The organism is Gluconobacter sphaericus, assembly GCF_016757795.1.
GTDB classification, from domain to species: Bacteria; Pseudomonadota; Alphaproteobacteria; order Acetobacterales; family Acetobacteraceae; genus Gluconobacter; species Gluconobacter sphaericus.
In genome coordinates this window covers 1,327,033-1,352,500 of sequence record NZ_CP068419.1, presented here as the reverse complement: position 1 = coordinate 1,352,500, position 25,468 = coordinate 1,327,033, and the positions used below count along the sequence as shown (strand labels likewise).

The following is a 25,468-nucleotide window of genomic DNA, read 5'->3' as shown; positions in this document are numbered from 1 at the left end:
CCAGAACCTTCACAGGATCATCAATACTTCAGCGCGGAACTGGTAACAACATCGCCCACCCGGATTCCCAGCTTCGCCGTAACGCCCCCTGCCAGTTCAAGCGTATTGGCAACCACACCGTCGCTCCGCAGGATTGCCTCGCTCAGAGGGACAGCATTCTCTGCAATGGCATGGATATGGTTCGTTGAATCAATGAACACGATGTCCAGCGGCACAAGCGTATTACGCATCCACATGTCCGAAACCTGAGGCGTTGCCCACATGAACAGCATTCCCTCGTTTTCGGGAAGATGCTTGCGGAACATCTCACCCACTTCCTGCTGACGATAGGTCTTGGCCAGTTCCACCGTAAACTCATGCTTCTGGCCATCTCGCGTCGTAATGGTCAAAGGCGCGATTGGCAGACGGGCCTGCGCTTGCGTGATCGGTTCCTCCGCCTTCGCAACGCCAGCACTCATTCCTAGCGCCGCCACCAGCGCACAGCATAAAATTCGCATAATATGACCTTCAGGTTCAGGAAATCAGGAAGGGATTGGCCCGGCGCTCTTCTCCGATGGTCGTCGGCATCCCGTGCCCACACAAAACCACCGTATCATCAGGCAGCGTCAGAAGATGTCTGCGAATACCCTCAACAAGCGCCTGTGAATCGCCATACGCAAAATCCGTCCGGCCGACAGTCCCCCGGAACAGCGTATCGCCCGCCAGCACACGCCGGTTATCATGATCCACAAAGACGACATGCCCTGGCGTATGGCCGGGAACATGCGCAACATGAAGATCCTGCCCCAGCAGATGCAGGACTTCTCCGCCTTCCACAAAACGATCCGGCGCAACATTCTCCATGCCCGGAATTCCGAAAGCAGCCGCCTGTTTGGTGATGCTCTGCAGCAAGAATTCATCCCGCCGGTCCGGCCCTATAACAGGAACAGGCTGACCCTGCTGTTTTTCGACAGCTCTTTTCAAAGCAGCCGCGCCACCGGCATGATCCAGATGACCATGCGTTAGGAGAATAGCCTCAATGGTCATCCCGTCCAGATGCTGAAGGATGTCTCCGACATCTCCGCCGGGATCCACCACAACCGCACGAGCCTCATCATTCGAGAGAATGGTGCAGTTCTGCCGTAAAGGCGTTACCGGCACCCGCTTCGCATACAAAGGAGTCACAGCTCCCCCTTCCAGACGGTCCGTTCTGATGTGGCGATACAGCGTCAATCCCTGCGCGACAAGTGAGACCCGGCATCCGCCTGACACCAGCCACCACGGATCATTGACCCCTTTTCACAGGAAGGTCACTCTCCACCTTTCCCCATCACACGAGGTGTCATCATGAGCCGCATCATCCGCACAGAACCGAACGCCATTCTTTCCAAGGCCGTTGAATATCACGGCTTCATTTTCACGCAGGGCGTTGTCGCAGCTGATCTGTCCAAAGGAATCGAAGAACAGACCAAGAGCGTTCTCGACCAGCTCGACGAAATCCTGGAAGTGCATGGCACCGACAAGACCCGCATCCTTCAGGCTCAGATCTGGGTGAAGGACATCGCAGACCGTACCGCCCTCAACACGGTCTGGTCCGCATGGCTTCCGGAGAACATGGCCCCTGCCCGTGCCTGCGTTCAGGCCGTCATGGCGGACCCGAAAATCCTCGTGGAAATCATGCTCACGACAACAAAGTGATCTGAATCGGACGATTATGGCGAGAATACAGCAGAGTGTGGTGTCAAAAATATTTTCTTTAGAAATGAAAATTTAACCCAGAGGCCTGCATTCTGCTCTTGTCAGGGTTGCAGGAAGGTTGTTACCTCCCTGTAACCCGAACAACACACAACCAATCAGGATCCTAAAGATCGTGAAGCATAACAGTTGCCGGAAAACCTTTTTCTCTGCTCTGGCGCTCTCCGCGATCGCATTCTTTTCGGGACAGGCTCAGGCCCGTCACAGTTCGGGTCACCACGGACGGACCGTTTTTCACAGCCACCGTTCCAGCAACCATCGACATTCTTATACTCACGTCATTCAATGCGTCGCTTACGCCAAGACGGCGTCAGAAGTCGTTCTGCACGGCAATGCGCGTGACTGGTGGTACAATGCCGCTGGCGTTTATGCCCGCGGCTCCACCCCGCAGGCCGGTTCGGTCCTGAATTTCCGCGCCATCCGCCGCATGCCGCTCGGCCATGTCGCCGTAGTCCGTTCGGTGGAAGACAGCCGCACAATCTATATCGACCAGTCCCACTGGGCTTCCAACGGTATCGCACATAACGTGCGCGTCGTTGACGTTTCACCCAACAATGACTGGAGCGCAGTCCGCGTCGCCCTCAACGATCGCAGCGGCCGCCTTGGCAGCATCTATCCAACCTACGGTTTCATCTACCCCCATTCCGACGATGGCGACCGCAATCCGGCTCCACATATCGTGATGGCACGCGCTTCGAATGTCTCAGGTTTCCGTCATCGCGCCGTCCTGAACGGTTCTGACGCACTGAGCCATCCAATGAGCAGCACAGAAGTGGCCGAGGCTCCGGACGATGCCTTCACTTCGGACGCTCCCAACCGTTCGATTCGCTGATACAGCCTGACGATCAGCTTCAGTCTGGTCGTGTTTCCCTGTGATAGGGATGGCCGGCATTGATGGCCTGAGCCCGGAACACCTGCTCGGCGATCAGAACCCTGACCAACATGTGCGGCCAGGTCAGTTTCCCCAGAGAAATCACGGAATCGGCCCGCTGGATCACGCTTGAATCCAACCCTTCCGCACCACCGATCAGAAAATGAATGGGACGCCCGGTTTCCTGCCAGCGAGATAGCATTTCCGCCAAACGCAGACTGTCAGGCGTTTTACCGCCTTCGTCCAGCGCCACGATCAGGGCATTGTCAGGACAGGCCCCCAGAAGAGCCGCAGCATCCTTGCGCTTCTGCTCCTGGACGCTGCCTTTTGACGGCGCGAGTTCCGTCACCGTCAAAGCGGGCCTTATCCGGCCCGCATAACGCTCGAACAGTTCGCGCTCCGGCCCGGCTTTGAGCCGGCCGATTGCGACCAGCTTCATTCAGTCCTGCTCTTCATCCTGTCCAACAGCAACTTCGTCTTCGCTGCCATCCAGATCGGCGCCCCACATACGCTCAAGACCGTAAAGCTCGCGGCTTTCGGGCTTAAAGAGATGCACAACAACGTCGCCGGCATCGATCAGAACCCAATCGCTGCCATTCGCGCCTTCGATCAGAATACGCTTGATGCCGATCTCATTGAGCTTCTTCTCGATGTGATGCGCCATCGCGGAAATCTGGCGGTCCGCAAGACCGGTCGCAATGACCATACGATCAGCAAAATTCGCACGGCCGACCAAGTCCAGCACAACGATGTCTTCACCCTTGTCTTCGTCCAGACTCGTGGTGATGACCGTCAGCATATTGGTCAGAAGATCCGGCTGCACAGCTTCACGCTTGACGGCCGTTTTCTTCGGTCCGGCAACTGCGGCCTTCTTGCGAGCCGTTCCCGGCACCTTGGCAGCCTCGGCCAGTGCCGCATCGGGGGAGCTGGTTTTCCGGCGCACAGGCTTTTTGGCCTGCGATTCGGGAGAGGTCGTCTTGGTGATGGTTTTTACTCCTGATCGGATTCCGGACGAAACTGGCCGGATTCACGCAACGCTGTAGCCGATATATCGTTCTGCGGCGCAGAAAGGAACGTCCATGCGCTGCCTTTTCGCTCCGCAAGCACGGGAGATTCCCGTGAGGGCCGTCTCTGATGCCGCAAAACGGACGCTGCTGCCCCCCGCAGGGCTGGCGAAACACTGCCTGGACGCGGGAGAACAGCGATGGGAACCATCGCAGCCAACCGCCGCCAGCGCTTCCAGCGCGACAGCTGTGCCAGACCGTCCGCCCCCATCAGCCACACGAAATGCACATGCGGAAAGCGCTGCTTCAGCAATCCGACCGTTTTTACGGTGAAGCGCTGCCCAAGCCGCGATTCGATATCCGTCGCAACGATTCGCCGTCCGTCTGCAATCCGCTCCGCAGAGGCAAGACGCACCCTGAACGGCGCCATGCCCTTACGGGGCTTGAGCGGATTCCCTGGCGAGACCATGAGCCACACCTGATCCAGGCGCAAAGCCCGCAAGGCCCGCCGCGCCAGCATGAGATGACCCACATGCGCCGGATTAAAAGACCCACCCAGCAGACCGATCCGCATATTCCGGCCATCACCAGACGTCGGAATACTGATCAGCCCCGCACCTGCCCGGTGCCGATCACTTCGTACCGGTAGCATGTCAGCTGCTCGAGCCCGACGGGCCCACGGGCATGCATCCGCCCCGTCGCAATGCCGATTTCCGCACCGAAGCCGAACTCCCCACCGTCACAGAACTGCGTAGACGCATTCCACATCACAACCGCGCTATCCGTTCCGTTGAGAAACTCCGCCGCGGCTTCAAGATCTTCGGCGATAATGGCCTCGGTATGCGAGCTTCCATGCCGCGCGATGTGAGCCAGAGCATCTTCAACCCCGTCCACCACGACAACCGAAAGCACGGCGTCCAGCCATTCCGTGTTGAAATCATCAGCCGAGGCAGCCGCAAGCGTCGGCACGATCACACGCGCCCGGTCATCTGCCCGAAACGTACATCCCTTCGCGGCCAGATCTTCAACGAGCAAGGGCAACAGCGTCGGCGCAATCGCCGCATCGATCAGCAGCGTCTCCGTCGCACCACAGATCCCCGTCCGCCGCATCTTCGCATCCAGCAGCACCTTCCGGGCCATCGCCGGATCTGCACTCGCATGAATGTAGGTGTGATTCAGGCCGTCCGCGTGCGCCAGAACCGGCACGCGGGCCTCACGCTGCACGCGCTCCACAAGAGACTTGCCGCCGCGCGGAATGATCAGATCAATCTTTCCCGAAGCCTGCAGCATCGCCCCGACCAGAGCCCGATCGGCAGACGGCAAAATCTGCACACAGGCTTCATCCAGCCCCGCTGCCCGCAAACCGTCTTCCATCGCGGCCTGAATGGCCCGCGCGGAATGAAGACTTTCCCCACCACCGCGCAGAATGACCGCATTGCCGGACTTGATACACAGGGCCGCAGCATCAGCCCCAACATTGGGCCGGCTTTCATAGATCATGCCGATCACGCCAAGCGGCGTCGCCACCCGACGGAAATGCAGACCGTTCGGGCGGTCCCATTCCGCCAGAACCCGCCCAACCGGATCCGGCAGACGTGCCACGTCTTCCAGACCGCGCGCCATCGCCTCGACACGCTCCGACGTCAACGTCAGACGATCCCGGAACGCCGCGTTCCGATCTTCGGAAAGCGCTGCCAGATCCTTCTGGTTGGCAGCTACGATCTCCTCCAACCGGCCCCTCAGGGCTCTCGCAGCCTCGGACAGCGCATGATTGCGGGTTTCCGCATTCGCCCGCGCCAAACTCCGGCTGGCCCGGCGAGCATGCTCTGCCAGACCGTCCAGAATGTGCTCGGCCTCAGACATTGAACCGGAACAACAGGACGTCACCATCCTGCACCACATATTCTTTGCCTTCGATCCTCAGCTTGCCAACTTCCTTGGCCCCGGCCTCGCCATTGCAGGCCACGTAATCGTCGAACGCCACGGTTTCGCAGGCGATGAAGCCACGCTCGAAATCGTTGTGAATGACAGCAGCGGCCTGAGGTGCCTTCGTCCCGGCCGTAATCGTCCAGGCGCGGGATTCCTTCGGTCCGACCGTGAAATACGTCCGCAGACCCAGCAGCTTGTAACCAGCTGCAATGACACGATCCAGCCCGCTATCCGTCAGACCCAGACCGTCCAGAAACTCCGTGCGGTCTTCCTGCGGCAACTGGCTGACTTCCGCTTCAATCGCGGCCGACACCACGACAACACCCGCCCCCTCGGCTTCGGCCCGCTTGCGCACGGCTTCCGAAAACGCGTTACCGGTGGACGCCGAGGCTTCTTCGACATTGCAGACATACAAAACCGGCTTCGTCGTCAGGAGCTGAAGGCGGGACGCTTCTGCTTCCTGCCCCTTCGGAACAGCCGTCCGGGCCGGCTTGCCGTCACGCAGAGCTGCCAGCAGTGGCTCCATCAGCTCAAGCTGAGCCTGAGCCTCACGATCATTGCCACGAGCCCGCTTCTGCAAACCGACCTGACGCTTCTCCAGACTTTCCAGATCAGCCAGCATCAACTCAGTCTCAATGATGTCCGCGTCCCGAACCGGATCAACGCCACCCTCGACATGCGTGATGTCGTCGTCTTCGAAGCAGCGCAGGACGTGCACGATAGCATCGACTTCTCGGATATTGGCTAGAAACTGGTTTCCCAGCCCCTCACCCTTCGACGCACCACGGACCAGACCGGCGATGTCCACGAATTCAAGGCTCGTCGGTACCTTGCGGATAGACTTACCGATCCGCGCCAGTTCATCCAGTCGTGGATCCGGCACAGCCACACGGCCGGTATTCGGCTCGATGGTGCAGAACGGGTAATTCGCAGCCTGTGCAGCAGCCGTTTCCGTCAGGGCATTGAACAGCGTGGACTTGCCGACATTAGGCAGACCAACGATGCCGCAATTGAAACCCATTCGTGCTCTCCATCATCATTGAAGACCGTTCAGACGCGAACGATCCGTTCTAGAAAATTCCGTTGCCCTGTGTTCGCAGAAACCGGAGAGGCTCACAACCACTTCCCGTCGCGAACAGACTTTTCAGCTCACGATTCCTAGCAGATCCAGCAAAGCCCGGACATGCGCCTTCAAAACCGCACGCCCCTGCGCTGTCAGGAGCAGACAGGACCGCAGCAAACTACAGAAGCGCAAGGGGATGAATGACAGGCTCAAATTTGGAAACAGCAGTCACAACGCCGCTGTCATATCAACCCGCCACCCCCTCTGCTAGATCAGGCCCACGGCCCTGCTGGACGCCTGCATCCACCACAGCTCCACAGGAATACGGAAATACGGGACTGGAAGCACCTCACTCCCGGACCGCCAAACGGCGTCAGCTTTATTTCAAATGGCTGATCCAGAGCATCATACTCTTCGATCTAGGCAGCGTCATAACCCTCTGGCTTCTACCCAGCATTCTGGATTGAAACACTGCTGATCCGGCTAATGGGATCTGACGTCCTGATGGATGTCATTGCCCTGTTCATCCGACCGGTCCTGAGAAGCCACTCAACCGCAAGCCCCTCAAGCAGCAAGCAGCCAGCAGTGCGACCTTCGTCATGAAAGCTTCGTGTTCTTTCTTCGCCAGAAGGGGTGCCGCATCAGCGATGGCCACAAGCCAGCGCTCCAGCTCCGGCTCTTCCGCCTTGGCGAAATTGCCCAGAACATGACCAGTCACACGGTCCTTGTGGCCCGGATGACCGATCCCCATCCGTACACGCCAGTAATCCGGCCCCGGCAGACATTTATCCATGGAACGCAGGCCATTATGCCCGGCGGCACCACCGCCACGCTTGATGCGCAGCTTGCCGAAGGCAAGATCGAGTTCGTCGTGGAATACGGTGATATCATCCTGCGCAATCCTGAAGAACTGCGCGGCCTGCTGAACACTGTCGCCTGACAGGTTCATATACGTCATCGGCTTGAGGAGCAGGATCTTCTGCCCCCCGATGACGCCTTCGGAGGTCTCCCCCCGGAAACGCTTGCGCCACGGCGAAAAACCGTGGCGCCTGGCGATCTCGTCGACCGCCATGAAGCCGATATTGTGTCGATGACGGCTCATCCCCGGCTCGGGGTTGCCGAGACCGGTCCAGAGCCTCATGACTTACTTCTTCTTTGCGCCGGGCTTTGCCGTAGCAGCAGCTTCAGCAGCGGCCTTGGCAGCAGCTTCGGCTTCCATTTCGGCATCGATCGTCGGTGCGGCGATGGACGCGATGACCATGTCCACAGCCTGACCGCTGGCCAGAACGGCGCCTTCGGTGCCCTTGAGGTCCGTCCAGCGCACGTTTTCGTGGATGTCCAGACCGCTCAGGTCTGCCGTGAAGTGCTCCGGAATATTGGCCGGATCAGCCTGCACGTCGACGTAATGACGCACCACGTTCAGAACGCCACCGCGCTTGATGCCCTGGGACTTCTCTTCGCCAACGAATGCGATGGAGACTTCGACGTGAACCTTGGTGCCGGCAGCAACGCGCTGGAAGTCAACATGGATCGGGGCATCGGTGACCGGGTGCAGCTGCACGTCACGGATCAGGGCTGCAACCGGCTCTGCGCCTTCGGCAGCCAGGTTATACACGCGGGAGGACCAGCCACCGCGATGCAGTTCCTTCATGATCACGCGCGGATCAAGTGCGATGATGGAGGGTTCCTGCTTGCCACCGTAGATCACGGCCGGCACGAGGCCCTCACGTCTCGTTGCGCGCGCTGCCCCCTTACCAGCCTTCGCACGCGTCGAGACAGCAAGTGTCGTCAAATTAGCCACTGTTACGCTCCTGCGTATTGAATTTCACTCAACACAGACCTCCAGGGGTGCCTGTGCGAGGCGCGAAGTAGCGGAAAACCGCCACCGGCACAACCATTTTCGGAATCCGCCCCTCTGGACCGGCCCCTTTGCGGACCGCTACGCTTGCGTTTCATTTCCACAGTTTCCGGCAGATCCCCCACCCGATGAGCATCGCCGCCCGCATCGAACACCTGCCCTTTACCCGCTTCCACTGGAAACTGCTGTTCCTCGGCGGTCTCGGCTACACATTCGACGGCCTCGATTCCGCGATCGTAGCGTTCGCGCTTCCGATGCTAAAAAGCCAATGGCATCTAAGCGGCCCAGAACTCGGCCTGCTGGGAAGTGCGACCTATCTCGGCTACGGCCTGGGCGCCCTGCTCTCCGGCTGGTGGGGAGACCGCTCCGGCCGCCGCCGCGTCATGATGAGCGCCCTGGCCATCTACGCCATCGGCTCCCTGCTCTCCGCCGGATCATCCTCGTTTGCAGGCTTTTTCCTGTGCCGCCTTCTCTCCGGAATCGGCGCGGGTGCGGAAGCCACCATCATCGCACCCTATCTCAGCGAATTCGTGGCCGCCCGCTATCGCGGCGTGTTCACGGCAACTCTCACCGGATTCTATTCCTTCGGCTATGTCACCGCCGCCATCATGGGGTTCATGCTCGTGCCCGCCATAGCGGATGGCTGGCGCTGGGCCTTGGCGCTCACGGGCTTTCCGGTCCTGATGCTTCTATGGTGGCGACGCGCCCTGCCCGAATCCCCGCGCTGGCTCGACGAGCGCGGCCAAACAGCCGAAGCCTGCCGCATCGTCGGCGACATCGAAGAAAGCGCAGGCCTTGCCGTAGGCCTGACCACAACGACCGACCGTGGTGCCCCAAGCATCCGCCCGGTCCGGGATCTCTTCGCCCCCAATCTGCGCCGCTCCACATTCATGAGCTGGGCCATGTGGCTCGCCATCACCTTCAGCTTCTACGCATTCTTCACGTGGATCCCGACCCTGATGATCGAACGTGGCATGACCGTCACCCGCAGCTTCGGCTACGCCATCTCAATCTATTTTGCCCAGCTTCCCGGCTATGCCTCCGCCGCCCTCCTCACAGATCGTCTGGGACGACGCGGAACGGTGGCACTGTTCATGATTGCCGGAGCCGTCAGCGCCATCGGTATGGCTGCAAGCCAGACGCCCACCGAAGTTCTGCTTTTCGGCATCCTACTGTCCTTCTTCATGAACGGCACTTTCGGCGGCATTTACGCCTACACACCTGAACTCTTCCCCACATCCCTGCGTGCCCGCGGCATGGGTCTGGCTTCGGCTATCGCCCGCCTGGGCGCCATCGCATCGCCCGCGCTGATCGGCTGGCTCTATCCACTTGCCGGTTTCCCGGGTGTTTTTGGCCTAACAACCCTGATCCTGTTGTCCGGTGCGGCTGTTACGCTGATCTTCGGCCCCAGAACGGAAAAACGCCCGCTCGATGGTGAGCAGGCGTTCGCTCAGTCCTGAATCCGGGAAATGCGCTTCAGATCATCGGTACGCCACCATTGACCGCCAGAAGCGCACCCGTGGTGTAGCTGTTAAGCGGATCGGCAAAATAGACATAAGCGCCCGCCAATTCGGCCGGCTGTCCCGGACGGCCCAGCGGCACATCCGAGCCCAGATGCTCCTGCTCTTCCTCGGGCATTCCGGTTGCAATGAACGGCGTCCAGATCGGCCCCGGCATCACGGCATTGACCCGGATCCCCCGCCCGGCGAGCTGCTGCGCCATGCTGGACGTAAAGTTCGCAATCGCCGCCTTCGTCATGGAATACGGCACAAGCAGTTCCGGAGCCGTCTTCAGATTGACCGAGGACGTATTGATGATGGACGCCCCGGCCTGAAGATGCGGCAGGGCCGCTTTCGTTAGATGAAATAGCGCATCCGTATTCGTGGAGAAATGACGCTTCCACTCCTCATCGGAAATCTCTTCCAGCTTTGCGCGTGCTTTCTGAAAGGCGGCATTATTCACCAGAATATCAAGCCGCCCGAACGTCTCGACGGTCTTGCCAATCATCTCGCGACAATGCGCGCCATCCCGGATATCTCCGGGCAAGAGAAGACAGTTCCTCCCCTCGGCCTTGATCTGTTCCCCGATATCGCGTGCATCATCCGCCTCCATTTCCAGATACGAAATCGCGACATCCGCACCTTCACGCGCAAATGCCAGCGCAACTGCCCGTCCGATCCCCGAATCACCACCCGTGATGAGGGCCGCAAGCCCCGCGAGCTTTCCGGAACCCTGATAGGTTTCTTCGCCGTAATCGGGCCGGGGAATCATCTTTTCTGAAAGACCCGGAAATTTCTGCGTCTGGCCCCGGAATGGCGGACGCGGATAGCGGGTACGAGGATCAGCAGGCATGGAAACACTCCTGTATCATCATGGACAGAGTTCCCGCACTTAACGGCCCGTCTTCCGGACAGGTTCAGAAAATTTCCCGGATTTATTTCAGGAACACTTGCCCCAGACAGCGCCTTTTAAGGGGCACGGCCTTTCCAACGGGAAGGGCAGCTTCATCATCCAGACTTCCCGAAGCCCCGTATTTTTTCGGACCTACAGGCAGAGGCGCATTTCATGAGCACGGACAAACGCAAAACCGTCACCATTGGCGACCAGACCTTCGAACGCGGCCCACAGGGCAGCACCCATCAGGTGGCGTCAGGCGAAACCCCGACCCTCACGACCCAGCAGGGCGTCCCCGTCTCCGACGATCAGAACACCGAGAAAGCCGGTGCCCGCGGGCCTACCCTTCTGGAAGACTTCCATTTCCGCGAGAAGATCTTCCACTTCGATCACGAGCGCATCCCCGAGCGCGTCGTCCACGCCCGTGGCTACGGCGCGCATGGCTTTTTCGAACTGACAGACTCCCTCGCAAATTACACGACCGCCAGCGTTCTGGGAAAAATCGGCAAACGCGTTCCAGCCTTCGTCCGTTTCTCGACCGTCGCCGGCGGCCGTGGCTCTTTCGACGTGGCCCGCGACGTGCGCGGTTTCGCGGTGAAGCTCTATACCGAAGAAGGCAACTGGGACCTCGTGGGCAACAACATGCCCGTCTTCTTCATTCAGGACGCCATCAAATTTCCGGACATGGTCCACGCCGTGAAGGAAGAGCCCGACAGTGGCTTCCCACAGGCCCAGTCCGCCCACGACAATTTCTGGGATTTCGCGTCCCTCTCCCCCGAAACCGTCCACATGCTCATGTGGGTCATGTCCGACCGCGCCATTCCCCGCTCTTTCCGCTTCATGGAAGGCTTCGGCGTCCATACCTTCCGCCTCGTCAATGCCGAGGGCAAATCCACCTATGTGAAGTTCCACTGGAAGCCGAAACAAGGTTTGCAGTCCGTCGTGTGGAACGAAGCCGTCAAGATCAACGGAGCCGATCCGGACTTCCACCGCCGCGACCTGTGGGACGCCATCAATTCCGGCGACTTCCCGGAATGGGAGCTCGGCGTGCAGCTCTTCGATGACGACTTCGCCGATAAATTCGATTTCGACATCTTGGACGCGACCAAGCTGATCCCGGAAGAACTCGTCCCCGTCCGGCGTATCGGACGCCTCGTACTGAACCGCACAGTGGACAACTTCTTCGCCGAAACCGAGCAAGTCGCCTTCTGCACCCAAAACGTCGTCCCCGGCATCGCCTTCACCAACGACCCGCTCCTTCAGGGCCGGAACTTTTCGTATCTGGACACCCAAACCAAGCGTCTCGGTGGGCCGAACTTCACGCATATCCCCATAAACGCGCCGAAATGCCCGTTCCACAACTTCCAGCAGGACGGCCACATGGCCATGCACAACCCGAAAGGACGTGCAAATTATGAGCCCAATTCCTGGGGTATGGGACCACGTGAAAACCCGCAGACCGGTTACAAGCCCTATGCGGAAGAACTGAACGGCCGCAAAACCCGTGAACGTGGCGAGCTATTCGCCGATCACTACAGTCAGGCCCGCCAATTCTATACGAGCCAGACCCAGACCGAGCAGACGCATATCAAGAACGCCTTCGTCTTCGAACTCAGCAAGTGCCTCACCCCGGCCATCCGTGCCCGCGTCGTCGCTCATCTGCTGAATGTCGATGAAGAGCTCGCCAAAGATGTAGCCAAAGGTCTGCGTCTGGAAAAGATGCCATCTCCCGCCCCGGCTGCCCGCACACCGCTGACGGACCTTCCAACTTCGAACCCGCTCAGCATCCTCAAGAATGGCCCGAAAACGTTCAAGGGCCGCAAGCTGGGTGTGCTCGTAACCGATGGCACCGATGCGGACATGCTCGCCGCCCTGATGCAGGCTGCGGAAGCGGAAGGCACGATCGTCGAACTGGTGGCCCCAGCAGTTGGCGGCGTAAAAACGACCGATGGCAAGCTCATTCCAGCTGGCCAGAAGATCGTTGGCGCACCTTCGGTCCTGTATGATGCGGTCGTCCTGCTTCCGTCCACAGCAGGAGCAAAACTCCTGACCGGCGAAGCTACCGCACGGGACTTCGTGGCCGACGCCTTCGCCCATGCGAAGTTCATCGGTTACGGCCCGGACGCCAAACTGCTTCTCGCCAAAGGCGGCATCACGCCCGAAGACATGGATGATGGCATCGTCCCGCTTGAGGCCCCCAGCGACTTCAAGACCTTCCTCACCCTGTGCCGCAAACTGCGCTTCTGGGACCGGGAAGCCAGAACACACGCTGTCTGAGGCAGAACAGGGGCCGGAGACACTCTCCGGCCCTTTTTTATACCTGTCCCTCCCCACGCCACATTCCGAACGGAATCATGCCTGACTTCCATTACAGAAGCGTTCCGCTTTTGCAGGATGGGATTTCAGGGTGCAGACAACGACAGGCGCACAGCGCAATCCGGGGATCGACCTGCTCAGAGGATTATCCATTATCCTCGTCGTCATCCATCACCTCGCCCTGCGCATCCCCCTGATGCAGACCGGCCTCTCCACCGTTTTGCCCACCATGCTGCTGAAAGCCCTGAACTGGAATGGCGGCAAGGGCGTAAAGATTTTCTTCGTCATTTCAGGCTTCCTGATCACCGATCACACACTGCGCCGATGGGGCAGCCTAGGTGGCATCAACGCCATCGCCTTCTCAATGCGCCGGGCCTGCCGCATCCTGCCATGCCTGCTGGTCCTGCTCGGGATTCTCGCGGCTCTCAACCTCGCAGGCGTTCCCGACTTCCTTTTCCATCACGACAGCCAGACCCTGCCCGGCGCCATCTTCGCAGCGCTGTTCATGCATCTGAACCTCTACGAAGCCCGAACGAACTATCTTCCCCCCAACTGGGATGTGCTGTGGTCCCTCTCGGTCGAGGAACTGTTCTATGTAGCCTTCCCCATCCTCTGCCTGCTGGGCGGACGCATCCCCAAACTGCTTGGCCTCATTTTTGCGCTCCTCGCCCTGTCCAGCCCTTTCGCGGAATGGCAGATCCGCAACGCATCGGACATCTGGCAGGATGAAGCCTACGGACCAGGCATTTCCGCAATCGCCATGGGCGTCTGCGCAGCCCTTCTGGCGCACCGGATGGCCCCGTTCCTCTTTGCAAAACTCACACCCTGGCTCGGCTGGAGCGGAAGTCTCGGCGTCGGTCTCTATCTGATCGACGGCCATGTCGTATGGCTGACCCTCGGCTACGCCACACCGCTATTTTTCACAGCCTCATGCGCCGCCCTGCTTCTCGCTTTCTACAACGGATGGGGCAAGACGACCGGAAGCCGGTTTCTGACATGCCCCGCCAATGGGGCAGGCTGAGTTATGAAATCTATCTCAGCCACATGTTCGTCGTCATGCCGATGATCCATCTGTTCAGAGCCACCGGAGAAAACTGGACGTTCGGCTGGGTCTGGTTCATCCCAACCCTCGGCCTGTCCCTCTGTCTTGGCGCCCTCGTGGACCGCTTTCTCTCACGCCCCGCCGATCGCTGGCTGCTCGAAAAATCCGGCCTTCGCCACCCTCAGCCAACAGGACGGATCGCCGAGATCTGATGCCCGATATGCCCACCACCCGCGAGCGTCCGCCGCCGATGGCTGAAAAACCGCGGATCCGTCAGCGTATCCACACCAAGGATCTGCACAGTCCGGACGCCGGCCTGCTCCAGACGAAAACCACAATAGCCCGGCAGATCAAACAGGAAATGCCCCTCGCGCAGCGCTGGCTGGAAGAAACTCTCTCCCGCTACGCCTTTGGCAAGAACCGCATCGCGCATGTCCGGACCGACTTCATAGCTCTCCGGCGAAATGCACGGCCCGACAACGGCGCTGATCCCTGTGGCACCCAGCGCCACCATCTGCGCGACCACAGACTCCAGAATCCCACCCACAGCTCCGCGCCAGCCCGCATGAGCCGCCCCAACAATCCGCCCGTCATCAGAAGACAGCAGAACAGGGCCACAATCCGCCGTAATCACCCCCACGCCGATCTCCGGACGGTCCGTCACCAGCGCATCGCCTGCCTGCCCGCTCCCTGCCACCCAGAGCGACGTTTCGGCCGTCACAGGCACGGTGATGTCACTATGCGTCTGCTTCAGACCCAGCAGACAATCCGCTTCCACCCCGATCGCCCGTGCCACCCGAGCTCTGTTCTCCGCCACATTCGCCGGATCATCCTGCGAGGATAGCGAACAGTTCAGACTGTCATACGGTGCCGGCGAAACGCCCCCAAGCCGCGTGAAGAACCCGTGCGGAACCTTGAGAACCGAGCCCGTCAACACAGCCTCAGACATGCGCCGACACCTGAGCCGGGCGCCGCATCGCATATACCATCAGCCCCATCCCCACGAGCGCCATCGGAATACACAGCAACTGCCCCATCGTCGTCCCGCCCGACAAAAACCCGATATTCGCATCAGGCTGCCGGAAAAACTCGCAGAAACTCCGGGCACAGGCATAGCCGAACAGGAACAGCCCCGACAGGAATCCGAACCGCTCGCGAACCTGCGGACGGCTGGCCGCAAACAGCATCACGCACAGCAGCAGGACACCCTCGGTCAGGGCTTCGTAAAGCTCGGACGGATGCCGCGGAATCGGACCGCCCGTCGGGAAGATCATCGCCCAAGGCAGATCCGGAGACGCCGGACGCCCCCACAATTCCCCGTTCACGAAATTCGCACAGCGCCCAAGCCCAAGTCCGATCGGCACGACCGGCACGATCCGGTCCGCAAAAGCCAGAAAGCTCAGACGGTTCTTCCAGCTGAAATACGCCAGCGCCAGAATGACGCCCAACGCCCCGCCATGAAACGACATCCCGCCGTCCCATGTCTTGAAGATCTCCAGCGGATGCGAAAAATAGTCCAGCGGCCGGTAAAACAGAACGTAACCCAGCCGTCCCCCAATCAGCACCCCGAGAATCGCGTAAAACAGGAAGTCATCAACCTGCTCTTTCGTCGCTACTTCCGGCGCCAGACGGTTCAGCCGCTTCGCAATCGGCAGCGCAATGATGAACGACACCATATAAGCGAGCGCATACCAGCGCACCGCAAGAGGTCCGACATGAAAGGCAACCGGATCAAAATCAGGAAAGATCAGGGGATGGCTCACGGACTCGGCTCTCAGAGATTTTGGGAGGGACGGGAAAGATAGTCGCGCACATACTGTCCGATTCCATCTTCAAGAGACGTAAACGGCGCATCATAGCCCGCAGCGCGAAGGCGGCTCATATCCGCACAGGTAAAGGACTGGTACTGTCCGCGCAGCTTCTCGGGCATGTCCACGAACTCAACATCCCTCGCCCGCTTGGCCGCGTCACAGACCGCATGCGCCAGATCGAGATAGCTCCGCGCCACACCGGTCCCACAATTGAACAACCCGCTGACGTCCGGATGATCAAACAGCCACAGCATGATGTTCACAACGTCCCCGACCCAGATGAAGTCCCGCTGCTGCTGCCCGTCGGCCAGTCCCGGTACATCCGAGCGGAACAGCTTCGCCGCACGATCCTGCACCACCTCGTCGTATTTGACCTTCACGACAGAGATCATCGATCCCTTATGGTATTCGTTCGGCCCGTAGACATTAAAGAACTTGAGCCCGGCCCATTGCGGCGGCACAGGCGCCCCGGCTCCAATTTCCCGCTTCACCCACAGATCGAACGCCTGCTTGGACCAGCCATACAGATTCAGCGGCCTCAGACCATCAATGCCCTCCAGCCCGTCACGGAACATCTTCGGCTGATCCGCCGCCCCGTAGGTCGCAGCAGAAGACGCATAGATCATCCGCACGCCCCGCGCCGCACACCAGCGCCACAAGGTCTGCGACAGATCCACATTGCTCGACCAGACAAGATCTCCGTCCCGCGCCGTTGTGGCGCTGATCGCCCCCATATGGAACACGGCTTCGACATCCGGTTCAGACGCAAGGAAACCTTCCAGCTCATCAGGCGTGATGATGCGATCCGGCGCATGGGACGCCAGATTGCGCCACTTCACCCCGTCCCTGAGCCGATCAACCACAACCGTCCTCAAGCCCCGGCGACGCAAGGCGGCATGAAGACACGAACCAATGAATCCGGCCCCGCCGGTGACGATAATCATCCTTCCTGTATAGTCTGCCCCCGATAACGATCCAAGCGACGCGCCCGACACGACACGCCGCAGAACAGCAGGAACTTCATCATGGCTGACAGACCCCGCTTTTTCGACGACCTCGCTGGCCTTGCCGGTAACGCATTTTCCGCCGTGACCGGCGCCCGCGAGGAACTTCACGCCATCGTCCGCACCCGCGTGGACGAAATCCTCAACAGCCTCGACCTCGTGCGCCGTGACGAATTCGACGCGGTACAGGAAATGGCAACCCGTGCGCGAATGGCACAGGACGCAACAGAACAGCGTCTGGCCGAAATCGAATCGCGCCTGGCTGCTGTCGAGGAGCTTGCAACCGAAGAAAAAGGCGGCCCACAGGGCTGATCTGCAACACTCCCTGAAACCAGTGTGACTTTTACAACGCGTAATGCTTGCACCCGAGGCCAAGGCTCCATAACGTAACTGATGTCGGGAGCAGATTTTCCGCTTCCGGCCGCAGACATCTGGAGCGCCGCACCGGCGCCAGGCCGGTGCCAGGCTCCACGGCCTTGGGAGACCCGCCATGCCTGCCCTGAGCACCTCACTCACCAATGAAACAGAATCCCATCCGCTCGACCTGATGGAACAGGTCATGGGCCTTTATGAATGGGAGTTCGAACGCCTCGGCCCCTCCGAAATGGCCGCCCAGGCCCCCGGACAATGGTGCGACTATTCCTTGTATTTCACGTGGTCCGATGAACTCTCGGCCCTGCACCTGAACTGCATCATGGATCTGCGCTCCCCCGCAAAGAGCCGTCCGGCCGTCCACGAACTCGTTTCCCTTGCCAATAACCGCCTCTGGATCGGCCATTTCGCCGTCGATCCCGACACAGGCACCCCGTCCTACCGACATACGCTGCTGCTGCGCGGCGTGCAGACACTGCCCGGCGAAAGCATGGAAGACCTTGTGGAGATCGCGATGTCCGAATGCGAACGCTTTTATCCCGCCTTTCAGTTTGCGCTCTGGGGCGGAAAATCACCGCAAGAGGCCATAGACGCCGCCATGCTTGACTGTGTGGGAGACGCCTGACCGTGCCATCCTCCGTCCCTTCAATCCTTCTTGCAGGGTGCGGCAAGATGGGAGGCGCGCTACTCGACGGGTGGCTCGCCTCCCCCACACCGCCACACCTCGTCGTCCTCGACCGACACCGAAGCCGCTCGGACGATACGGTCACCATCGTCCGGACAGCCGCCGAAATCCCTGCCAATTTTCAACCCGACATCATCGTCCTCGCCGTTAAACCCAGCGTTGCCGAAATCGTGATCGATGCGCTTGGCAAGGCTCTGGGCCCTCGCCTGAACGGTGCCGCCATTCTCTCCGTCATGGCCGGACGCACCTGCAAAACACTTTCGGACTCTGTCCGACGTGCTGGAGCCGACATTCCGGTTCTGCGCGCCATGCCCAATACACCCTCCTCAGTCGGTGCGGGAATCAGCGGTCTCTACGCCTCAACCGCCGCGAGCCACGAGCAGAAATCCACCTGTCACGATCTGCTTTTTGCGGTCGGGGACGTCGTACCTGTCGAGAACGAAGACGATCTGTCGGTCGTCACAGCCATTTCCGGCTCCGGCCCTGCCTATGTGTTCCTTCTGACCGAACTACTGGAACAAGCGGGACAGCAGCATGGTCTGGCACCAAATGTCGCCCGTCGTCTAGCCCGTGGAACAATCTATGGTGCGGGACGCATGCTCGACGATCTACCCGAAAGCGCCGAAGACCTCCGCAAGGCCGTCACCAGCCCCAACGGCACCACCGCCGCAGCGTTGGCCGTACTCATGAAACCCGATGCCTGGCCCCAGACGGTTCCAAAAGCTATTGACGCTGCTACAAAACGGGCCGACGAACTCGCTGGCTGACAGTTTCTTTATGGGAGAGAGCTTGTCGGCAGACCGCAATGCTCCCACCATAAAACCAGAAGCTTTCGACAGGAGACCCGTATGGACGGACGGCAGGACCCCTTTGAATCCGACGACATGGCACTGAGTGGTTCGTCGGACATGGCGCAGGAAGCTTTCGACGCCGCCCTTCTCCAGTCCGCCCTGTCGCTCGCCGGAAACGAGGGATGGCACCGTTTTTCCCTCGTAGACGCGGCCCGCGAAGCCGGTCTTCCCATCGAAACCGTTCGCAGGCGCTATCCGCTCAAGGCCCTTCTGCTGCTCCAGCTCGGGCGCCTTGCCGATGCCAGCGCCCTGCGTGACGACGGTGACGGCGGAACGCTGCGCGAATATCTTTTCGATCTGATCATGCGCCGCTTCGATATCTTCCAGGAATATCGTGAAGGCGTACGCGCAGTCCTCCAGGCCGTGCCCTACGACCCGGCTCTGGCGGCTTTTCTGGCCGGCACCACCCTTGATTCCATGAAATGGCTCGCAGAAGCCGCAGGGATCGACTGCACAGGTTTCGGCGGCGTGATACGCATCAATGCCCTGTCCGGAGTCTGGGCCCACGCCATGCGGACCTGGGAAAAAGACGAGAGCCCGGATCTGGCCTCCACCATGGCCGCCCTCGATAGCGCGCTGGATCGTGCAGAGCGTTACGGCATTCTCAAACCCTCAGCACGACGCAAAATGGACGAGGCTCTGAACAATACCGGCCTGCCTGACCACGATCTTGAACTAGAATCCTGACTTCGCACTTTACGAAGGCAGCCGGTTCGGACTAGAAGGCCAAAAGCATGCGCTCCCAAGAGCGCATCATTTGGGGTGTAGCCAAGCGGTAAGGCAGCGGATTTTGATTCCGCCATGCGGAGGTTCGAATCCTCCCACCCCAGCCAGCCTCCAAAAACCGGAAAATGCTTCCCGCAACGAGTACAGCGCATTTCAGGACAATGCCCGTCAACTGATTTGGCTAATCTCAATCAAGGATGTAATCTGAAGGGGCATACTTCAGACATCAATCAGGGTCTTCGTCGTGAAAAAAGAAAAATCTGCAGTAGTACTTTTCGTTAAAGACGAAGCCCATGACATCATGGCATGGCTATCATGGCATATTTCCCTCGGGTTCGATAAAATATTTGTATATGACGACCACTCGACCGACGGGACCTATGAAATAGCCAAATCCTGCGAAGGAATTTACAACGTGGAAGTTTGCAGGACTTCCATGCTTGAAGGCAATTTTTACTACAGACAACGCGACAGCTATTTTGATGCCATCAAGAAGTCCATCGATCACTATGAGTGGATCGCCATGCTGGATGGTGACGAATATGTCAGCATCAATGGTGCCCAGGACATAAACGGATTTCTGGACAAATTCAGTAAAGACGATACGGGAATTGCCCTAAGCTGGTGCATATACGGAAGTTCCGCCAGGGTCCTGAAAGACAAGGTCCCGACCTATCAGGTCTTCAACCACAGATCGACGCCCGAACTTAATGACAATACGCTCGTAAAAAGCTTCGTAAGGCCAGAAGCTGTCAACTTCGTGTATGAAAATCCCCACAAGTTCAACCTGTCCTACGGAAATTACGCGGACGCTGCCGGCCAGCCCGTAGAATGGCGCCCTGGAGCCACGAAAAACATCCTGTGGGAAGGCGCCAGAATCAATCATTATATCTGCCGCTCCATGGAGCACTTCATCGACCGCATCAAAAGACGCCTGGGATCCGATCTGTCGAACAGTACGGTCTACTGGTCTCATTTTGATCGTAATGATGTCTATGATCCCCAGGATCAAGCACGCATCAATGCGGCAAATGCTGTCTACAGCAATATTAAGAAATCAGTTTTCCAGTATTCGATGAAGAATTTCCTGGAGAAAGGAAACGCTCTGGAAAAAACGGCAAACAGCCTGAATCCTCACAGAAAAGTGGATCTATTCTATCTCAAGAGCCTTCATGGCGAACACCTTTCCCTGAACAACATTGATGGGCATCTCTTTCAGGGACAGGGATTTGAGAGAATTCTGGCCGCAATCCCCTACGATAGCAATAAAATCTGGATTTTTCGGAATCCTTTTGTGTATTCATCAAATGTTCGATTCCATATCAGCCACTCAGCCCAGAGCAATTACTGCTATGAATTTGAATTTCATTCCAACGAATCAGATGGTTCGGTTTTCATAAAATCTCCGAAAACCCAAAAATACCTGACCTGTATTCCCGAAAGCCATGGCGGAGGCGTGGAATTTTCACGGGATGAAGCCTCAGACTGGGAGAAATTTTACTTCGGAGAAAAGGTGTCTGAGCTGAACTTCGTTGGAGACAAAGAAGGGCCAGCCTCGGACCTGATATATTACATGCTCAATTCTGCAGGATCTTTTCCGTATGAAGAATTCTTACTGAAATCATCCGCACTCGACAGTAACGACAGAATGAATCTGACGTCGCTTCTCGGACCCCAAATCATGTCCATTATCTGACCGCCCCTTTTGGCACGGTCACAAGCACGTTGCACCGGGCGCTCCGACAGTTCTTACCCTGTCAGAGCGCTCACGCCCCTTCAAACAAGCTGTTTCAGTCCCGGACTGGCCTTGAACCTGACGGTCCGCCCCGCTGAAACCTCGACAGGCTCTCCGGTCCGCGGATTGACGGCCTGCCTGGCCTTGGTTTCACAAACCGTGAACGTCCCAAAAGACGGCAGTGTAAAACCGCCTTCTTCGCGCAGTTCCTCAATAATGGCGTCAATCATGTCATTGACCGCCCGCTGGGCAACAACTCCAGTACAATTCATGGAATCCTGCAGAACTGCGGCAAGAAAAGCTTTGCTCATGAATAAAACTCCGGATTTACTCAGTGCAGATCGCATCTTGCCGGTACAGAAATGCCGCTAATGCGAACTGAAGGGCGAATTATCTATCGCCTCAGAATGTCATAGTATTTCCTATAGAACCGCCCTAGAAACAACCATATATTATGAATTTAACGTTTCCTTCTTCAACAGGACGGTCCGTGTCAGCCTCTGTCTGCCTGTTCGCATATTACAGTACAGAAGCGGGGCTTCCCCCTCACACACGCCATCTACTCAGCCAGATCTCGTCATGTGGCTTCACGATCCATATCGCCGCCTCCGGCCTGTCGGAAACAGAAGCCCAATCACTGCACAATGACCTCGCAAGCGGCACACCTCCGGTCCCAGCAACCGTCCATGCCCGCTCCAATACCGGACTGGACTTCGGAGCCTGGCAATTCCTGCTCTCCCGTGGCTGCGACAGGGACGCAGACGAAATCCTGTTCGCCAATGACAGCGTCTTCGGCCCACTCCTCCCGCTCAATCCCATCGTAGAGCGCATGCGGGCACAAAACTTTCAGATCTGGGGCATGGTCCGCTCGGAAGCCATAGTAACCCATCTGCAATCCTGGTTCCTGTGCATGACTCGCGAGGCCCTGGATCATCCCGCAATCCAGCGGATTTTCAACCAGCCCTTCAGCGACATGAGCAAGGACGAGATCATCCTGCACGGAGAGCTTGGCCTCGGCCTGGCCCTCAAGACGGCCGGACTGTCTTGCGGAGCCGCCTGGAGCAACCCCCGAGGCCTCGCCCGTCTTCTGGCACTCAACCCCATGCACACGGACTGGCGTGCCGTCCTGCGATCGGGCCACGCCCCCTTCATCAAGACCGAACTCCTGCGCGACAACCCGAGCGGAATCGCGTCCACCCATCTGTGGCGGCAGGAAATTCCCGATCCCGCCTTCTTCAGCCCCGACTGGATCGCCCGTTATCTTGCCGCCACACCACCCCGCAACCGCTCCAAACGCGCAGGCTTCCGGGCCAGGCTGATCCAGGCCCTGGCCAGCGAAGACCGGCGCCATGCCCTTACAGCCCTGCTCCTCGGCCGCTAAACTGCCCTGCGGCCTGCTTCAGAAAGCCGTAAAGTTCTTCCACCTGCATGTCGTATGTCGCAAGCTGTTCCTTGCACGGATTGACGTACCCCTCGAAGCGTTCCGGTGCATCCAGAAGTACAGAGACAGCCTGGACAAGCGTCTGTGATTTACCGTCCAGCGGCAACCACGTCCCGTTTACCCCGTCCACAACGTCTTCTGATTGCCCTCCAGGAGACGTCGTGACGACCCAGACATCCCGTGCCAGTGCTTCCCGCACCGTCAGGCCGTAGCTTTCCTTCCACTGCGACGGAAACAGCAGGACGTCGATCTGATCATAAAAATCATCGAGCCCGGCCTGTGTATAGGCGGGCACAACCCGGAGCTGCCCACGAACTGTCCAGTCTTCCGGAAAGATCGACTGAAACCCGAGATTGAGCTTGTTATCGACAATGACAAGCTCCCAATCACTCCGCGACAGAGACTGCATGGCCTCTTTCAGTAGGCCATATCCCTTGACTGCTTCCGTACCACCAACAAATCCGAACCGCAGTGGTGCCCCGGGGGGCCGCGGCTGGCGCGCACGCTTGGGCCAGCAAAAACCGTTGCGATTGACCACGATCCGTTCAGGCGCAATCCCGTTCGCAAGATAGAGTTCGCGGTGCGCCTGCGACGGACTGATCAGAAAGGCCGCTCCCGCCAGGGCCTGCCGCATCACGACAGTCCGATCCGCAAGATGCCGCACACCCGGCACACAAACCTGACAAACCGCAGAATCAATGGTCGTCTGGAAACAGTATTGTCCGTCCCCCCTAACCATGAACTGCCGCTCGCAAAGCCACCAGGCATCGTGCAGCGTTAGAACGTAAGGAATTCCTCTTTCCTGACAGATCCGCAGGAGCCCCGTTCCCAGCCCCTGCGCAGCATGAACATGCACGACATCCGGCTGACAGGCTTCAAGCACCTCCTCAAACCGGGAAGCCATTGCCGGATTATCCAGATGCCCCACCCCGTCCAGACCGTCAGGCAACACGGAAGCAAAAACCATCATGCCGTCCACGTCATAACGAATGTCCCCATCAGGAATATCCACTGCAGGCGGTCTGGAGGTCATGACGCTGACCTCAGCCCCTTTCTGGACCAAGCGACGCCCCATCTCTTCGGCCACAATCGTGGCACCGCCAAAAGAGCGTGGCACGAAATAGACATTCGCCATCAGGACCCTAAGGCCTTCTGCGTCCCGACGGGGCGGAAGGCCAAACAATGCCCGGACCTGGGTCTGCGCCATCGCCTCAGGGGCATACCGCGCCATCACGTCCTCATAAGCCACTTCCGCCAGACGTTTCCGGTAATCCCTATCCCGCGCCAAGGTCAGAAAGCCACTTCGCCATGCTGCGGTATCTGCGGCAAGAAGGCCGTTTTCCCCATCTCGCAGAACTGTCAGAAATGCTGCACAGGGAGAACAGAGGGCCGCAACCCGGACAATGGCCGCCTCAAGAAACTTGATGTTGCTTTTACAGTCGTTGAACAGCGTTTTTTCCAGCGGAGCGATCGCAATATCCGTCTGGGACAGGGCCTTCAAATATTCCGGATAGGTCAGCTCCATAAGACGCTCGACCCGATCCCCGAACCGGCTAAATGCCGAAGACAACTGCAACTGACCAATAACCCTGAGGCAAAGCCGCGGCTCCTCATCCATCGCTGCCAGAAGCCCCGCCTCGGCCTGCCTGAAATCGGCATCATGAGTATTAGTGCCGGACCCATACGACACCCATATCCGGTCTGATTCCGCAGAAACAGGAAGAGCTTCTGCAATTCCAAGCGTCTGTACGTCCAGGGCGTTTTCTAGGACAGCGACATCCGTCAGCCCTGCCTCTCGCATGGCACCAGCAAGAGCCGCCGTCGAGGCAATACCTCGACCACAGGCCAGCATACACCGACGGAACAACGCAACCCCTGAGAGCAGAAGATCACGTTCAGCCGCAGGAAGCGTATCGATATTCCCATTCTGCCGATACTCCCGTTCATCGAAGATGAGATCATCCACCTCCCAGCGCGGAGCCAGCCCCAGCCGATGCGCTTCCTGCACCAGCTTCATGACGTCATCGAAGCCCGGAACCCGATAAAAAATGACATGCGTGCAAAGCTGAAGGGCGGAGTGGGCTTGGACCATATTGCGCCAATCCACAACCTGAACTGACCAACCCAGCGTTTTCAGGAAATCCCGCTTCTGCCAGACACGATACTTGGCACACTGCCTAAGGCTGAGTTCCGCAATGATGAGAACCTGAGGTTTCAGTCTCGCGGTTCCACCCTCGGGCGTAACTCGGTAAGGATGAAGGCCACCTGTCTCAGCAGTGGATGCTGTCGAAATCTTCCGCCGATCACCCTGAATCCGCTTCAGGCGACGAGCACGGTGGATAACTGTTTTCCTGATCCCTGACAGCCCTTCCCGTCCCAAGAGACGCAGAAACCTTTCCGGAAGTTCTCTCACAGGGCGGCCGGACAGCAGCTTACCAAACGTCAAAGCGCGCACGGCCCGCAGGGGAAGCGTCACACGCCAGGACAAAGAAGTCTGAATCAGGAACAATTGCCGCCGAAGCTTCTGGTTTTCCTTCTGCAGCTGTTCGGCTCTCAAGCCATTAAGGCGAGCCACACTGCGGTAGCTTTCAGTCAAGGTTTCGCGCGGGTCGTCCCGCATTCTGTCAGGCTT

The 25,468-nt window shown here is 58.8% G+C and carries 28 protein-coding genes and 1 tRNA gene (1 of these 29 cut by a window edge); 13 read left to right on the top strand and 16 right to left on the bottom strand.

All coding sequences use genetic code 11. From position 1 onward, the window contains the following. The 3 genes in view from IGS75_RS06445 to IGS75_RS06435 are tightly spaced (at most 16 nt apart) and all read right to left on the bottom strand, a layout consistent with a single transcriptional unit that may run on beyond the window. Positions 1–13 carry the 5' portion of an SDR family NAD(P)-dependent oxidoreductase gene (locus IGS75_RS06445; RefSeq protein ID WP_202257958.1) on the bottom strand. Its footprint begins 956 nt before the window's first position, so 13 of the gene's 969 nt are visible here — the first part of the coding sequence; it begins with the start codon at positions 11–13; the stop codon falls past the left edge of the window. 7 nt (positions 14–20) lie between these two features. Beyond that, complete coding sequence (locus IGS75_RS06440) at positions 21–497, bottom strand: DUF192 domain-containing protein (protein ID WP_202257957.1); 477 nt, start codon at positions 495–497, stop codon at positions 21–23. A 16-nt stretch (positions 498–513) separates the two neighbouring features. Then, positions 514–1,164: an MBL fold metallo-hydrolase gene (locus IGS75_RS06435; protein WP_202257956.1), complete on the bottom strand. Its 651-nt coding sequence runs from the start codon at positions 1,162–1,164 to the stop codon at positions 514–516. Positions 1,165–1,326: 162 nt separating this feature from the next. Between IGS75_RS06435 and IGS75_RS06430 the strand changes: the two genes are divergently transcribed. Continuing rightward, positions 1,327–1,677, top strand: coding sequence for a RidA family protein (locus IGS75_RS06430; RefSeq protein WP_011252711.1), 351 nt, complete (start codon positions 1,327–1,329; stop codon positions 1,675–1,677). Between the two features lie 172 nt (positions 1,678–1,849). Beyond that, positions 1,850–2,566: a CHAP domain-containing protein gene (locus tag IGS75_RS06425; protein ID WP_141353140.1), complete on the top strand. Its 717-nt coding sequence runs from the start codon at positions 1,850–1,852 to the stop codon at positions 2,564–2,566. A 19-nt stretch (positions 2,567–2,585) separates the two neighbouring features. Here the strand turns inward: IGS75_RS06425 and IGS75_RS06420 are convergent, their stop codons facing one another. The 7 genes from IGS75_RS06420 to IGS75_RS06390 all read right to left on the bottom strand — a co-directional run bounded on the left by IGS75_RS06420 (position 2,586) and on the right by IGS75_RS06390 (position 8,402). After that, complete coding sequence (locus IGS75_RS06420) at positions 2,586–3,044, bottom strand: 23S rRNA (pseudouridine(1915)-N(3))-methyltransferase RlmH (RefSeq protein WP_202257955.1); 459 nt, start codon at positions 3,042–3,044, stop codon at positions 2,586–2,588. Further along, on the bottom strand, positions 3,045–3,497 hold the full coding sequence (gene rsfS / locus IGS75_RS06415; protein ID WP_202258307.1) for a ribosome silencing factor: 453 nt from the start codon (positions 3,495–3,497) through the stop codon (positions 3,045–3,047). A gap of 98 nt (positions 3,498–3,595) precedes the next feature. Then, a complete protein-coding gene (locus IGS75_RS06410) occupies positions 3,596–4,183 on the bottom strand; it encodes a nicotinate-nucleotide adenylyltransferase (RefSeq protein ID WP_202258296.1) in 588 nt (195 codons plus the stop codon). Between the two features lie 32 nt (positions 4,184–4,215). Then, a complete protein-coding gene (locus IGS75_RS06405) occupies positions 4,216–5,472 on the bottom strand; it encodes a glutamate-5-semialdehyde dehydrogenase (protein WP_408876150.1) in 1,257 nt (418 codons plus the stop codon). Then, a complete protein-coding gene (gene ychF, locus IGS75_RS06400; protein WP_141353146.1) occupies positions 5,465–6,559 on the bottom strand; it encodes a redox-regulated ATPase YchF in 1,095 nt (364 codons plus the stop codon). Before ychF ends, IGS75_RS06405 begins: the two co-directional genes overlap by 8 nt. Positions 6,560–7,124: 565 nt before the next feature. Then, entirely contained in the window at positions 7,125–7,742 is a 618-nt protein-coding gene (pth, locus tag IGS75_RS06395) for an aminoacyl-tRNA hydrolase (RefSeq protein WP_202257953.1), read from the bottom strand. A gap of 3 nt (positions 7,743–7,745) precedes the next feature. Beyond that, complete coding sequence (locus IGS75_RS06390; protein ID WP_141353152.1) at positions 7,746–8,402, bottom strand: 50S ribosomal protein L25/general stress protein Ctc; 657 nt, start codon at positions 8,400–8,402, stop codon at positions 7,746–7,748. Positions 8,403–8,587: 185 nt separating this feature from the next. On the opposite strand from IGS75_RS06390, the gene IGS75_RS06385 reads away from it, so the two are divergent. After that, positions 8,588–9,919 carry an MFS transporter gene (locus IGS75_RS06385; RefSeq protein WP_202257952.1) on the top strand — a complete coding sequence of 444 codons (1,332 nt, stop codon included), beginning with the start codon at positions 8,588–8,590 and terminating at the stop codon, positions 9,917–9,919. 16 nt (positions 9,920–9,935) lie between these two features. Here the strand turns inward: IGS75_RS06385 and IGS75_RS06380 are convergent, their stop codons facing one another. Continuing rightward, positions 9,936–10,811, bottom strand: coding sequence for an SDR family oxidoreductase (locus tag IGS75_RS06380; RefSeq protein WP_202257951.1), 876 nt, complete (start codon positions 10,809–10,811; stop codon positions 9,936–9,938). 213 nt (positions 10,812–11,024) lie between these two features. Between IGS75_RS06380 and IGS75_RS06375 the strand changes: the two genes are divergently transcribed. The 3 genes from IGS75_RS06375 to IGS75_RS15440 all read left to right on the top strand — a co-directional run bounded on the left by IGS75_RS06375 (position 11,025) and on the right by IGS75_RS15440 (position 14,423). Next, positions 11,025–13,130: a catalase gene (locus IGS75_RS06375; RefSeq protein WP_202257950.1), complete on the top strand. Its 2,106-nt coding sequence runs from the start codon at positions 11,025–11,027 to the stop codon at positions 13,128–13,130. Between the two features lie 130 nt (positions 13,131–13,260). Continuing rightward, positions 13,261–14,190 carry an acyltransferase family protein gene (locus tag IGS75_RS06370; RefSeq protein WP_237469035.1) on the top strand — a complete coding sequence of 310 codons (930 nt, stop codon included), beginning with the start codon at positions 13,261–13,263 and terminating at the stop codon, positions 14,188–14,190. Beyond that, complete coding sequence (locus IGS75_RS15440) at positions 14,166–14,423, top strand: hypothetical protein (RefSeq protein ID WP_237469034.1); 258 nt, start codon at positions 14,166–14,168, stop codon at positions 14,421–14,423. Before IGS75_RS06370 ends, IGS75_RS15440 begins: the two co-directional genes overlap by 25 nt. Here the strand turns inward: IGS75_RS15440 and pgeF are convergent. From pgeF to rfaD, 3 genes are read right to left on the bottom strand one after another with little or no spacing between them, the layout of a single operon-like run. After that, positions 14,393–15,160: a peptidoglycan editing factor PgeF gene (gene pgeF / locus IGS75_RS06365; RefSeq protein ID WP_202257949.1), complete on the bottom strand. Its 768-nt coding sequence runs from the start codon at positions 15,158–15,160 to the stop codon at positions 14,393–14,395. The genes IGS75_RS15440 and pgeF overlap by 31 nt on opposite strands. Continuing rightward, on the bottom strand, positions 15,153–15,959 hold the full coding sequence (lgt, locus tag IGS75_RS06360) for a prolipoprotein diacylglyceryl transferase (protein ID WP_141353207.1): 807 nt from the start codon (positions 15,957–15,959) through the stop codon (positions 15,153–15,155). The genes pgeF and lgt overlap by 8 nt, the downstream gene beginning before the upstream one ends. A 26-nt stretch (positions 15,960–15,985) precedes the next feature. Beyond that, positions 15,986–16,966 carry an ADP-glyceromanno-heptose 6-epimerase gene (gene rfaD, locus IGS75_RS06355; RefSeq protein WP_141353164.1) on the bottom strand — a complete coding sequence of 327 codons (981 nt, stop codon included), beginning with the start codon at positions 16,964–16,966 and terminating at the stop codon, positions 15,986–15,988. A gap of 81 nt (positions 16,967–17,047) precedes the next feature. On the opposite strand from rfaD, the gene IGS75_RS06350 reads away from it, so the two are divergent. The 6 genes from IGS75_RS06350 to IGS75_RS06325 all read left to right on the top strand — a co-directional run bounded on the left by IGS75_RS06350 (position 17,048) and on the right by IGS75_RS06325 (position 21,356). Beyond that, complete coding sequence (locus tag IGS75_RS06350; protein ID WP_062107038.1) at positions 17,048–17,338, top strand: accessory factor UbiK family protein; 291 nt, start codon at positions 17,048–17,050, stop codon at positions 17,336–17,338. 178 nt (positions 17,339–17,516) lie between these two features. Then, complete coding sequence (locus tag IGS75_RS06345) at positions 17,517–18,023, top strand: type III secretion system chaperone family protein (protein ID WP_141353166.1); 507 nt, start codon at positions 17,517–17,519, stop codon at positions 18,021–18,023. After that, positions 18,020–18,850: a pyrroline-5-carboxylate reductase gene (gene proC, locus IGS75_RS06340; RefSeq protein WP_228123894.1), complete on the top strand. Its 831-nt coding sequence runs from the start codon at positions 18,020–18,022 to the stop codon at positions 18,848–18,850. Before IGS75_RS06345 ends, proC begins: the two co-directional genes overlap by 4 nt. Before the next feature lie 81 nt (positions 18,851–18,931). Next, a complete protein-coding gene (locus IGS75_RS06335) occupies positions 18,932–19,621 on the top strand; it encodes a TetR family transcriptional regulator (protein ID WP_141353170.1) in 690 nt (229 codons plus the stop codon). Between the two features lie 71 nt (positions 19,622–19,692). After that, positions 19,693–19,767, top strand: a tRNA-Gln gene (locus tag IGS75_RS06330). 137 nt (positions 19,768–19,904) lie between these two features. Then, positions 19,905–21,356: a glycosyltransferase family 2 protein gene (locus IGS75_RS06325; protein WP_202257948.1), complete on the top strand. Its 1,452-nt coding sequence runs from the start codon at positions 19,905–19,907 to the stop codon at positions 21,354–21,356. A gap of 80 nt (positions 21,357–21,436) precedes the next feature. Here the strand turns inward: IGS75_RS06325 and IGS75_RS06320 are convergent, their stop codons facing one another. Next, entirely contained in the window at positions 21,437–21,706 is a 270-nt protein-coding gene (locus tag IGS75_RS06320; RefSeq protein WP_011252687.1) for an HU family DNA-binding protein, read from the bottom strand. Positions 21,707–21,885: 179 nt separating this feature from the next. On the opposite strand from IGS75_RS06320, the gene IGS75_RS06315 reads away from it, so the two are divergent. Further along, the gene (locus IGS75_RS06315; RefSeq protein WP_141353173.1) at positions 21,886–22,776 is read left to right on the top strand and encodes a rhamnan synthesis F family protein; all 891 of its coding nucleotides are present in this window, start codon (positions 21,886–21,888) and stop codon (positions 22,774–22,776) included. Here the strand turns inward: IGS75_RS06315 and IGS75_RS06310 are convergent. Further along, the gene (locus IGS75_RS06310; RefSeq protein WP_141353175.1) at positions 22,751–25,456 is read right to left on the bottom strand and encodes a glycosyltransferase; all 2,706 of its coding nucleotides are present in this window, start codon (positions 25,454–25,456) and stop codon (positions 22,751–22,753) included. The two genes, IGS75_RS06315 and IGS75_RS06310, sit on opposite strands and share 26 nt — an antisense overlap. Positions 25,457–25,468: the final 12 nt, after the last annotated feature.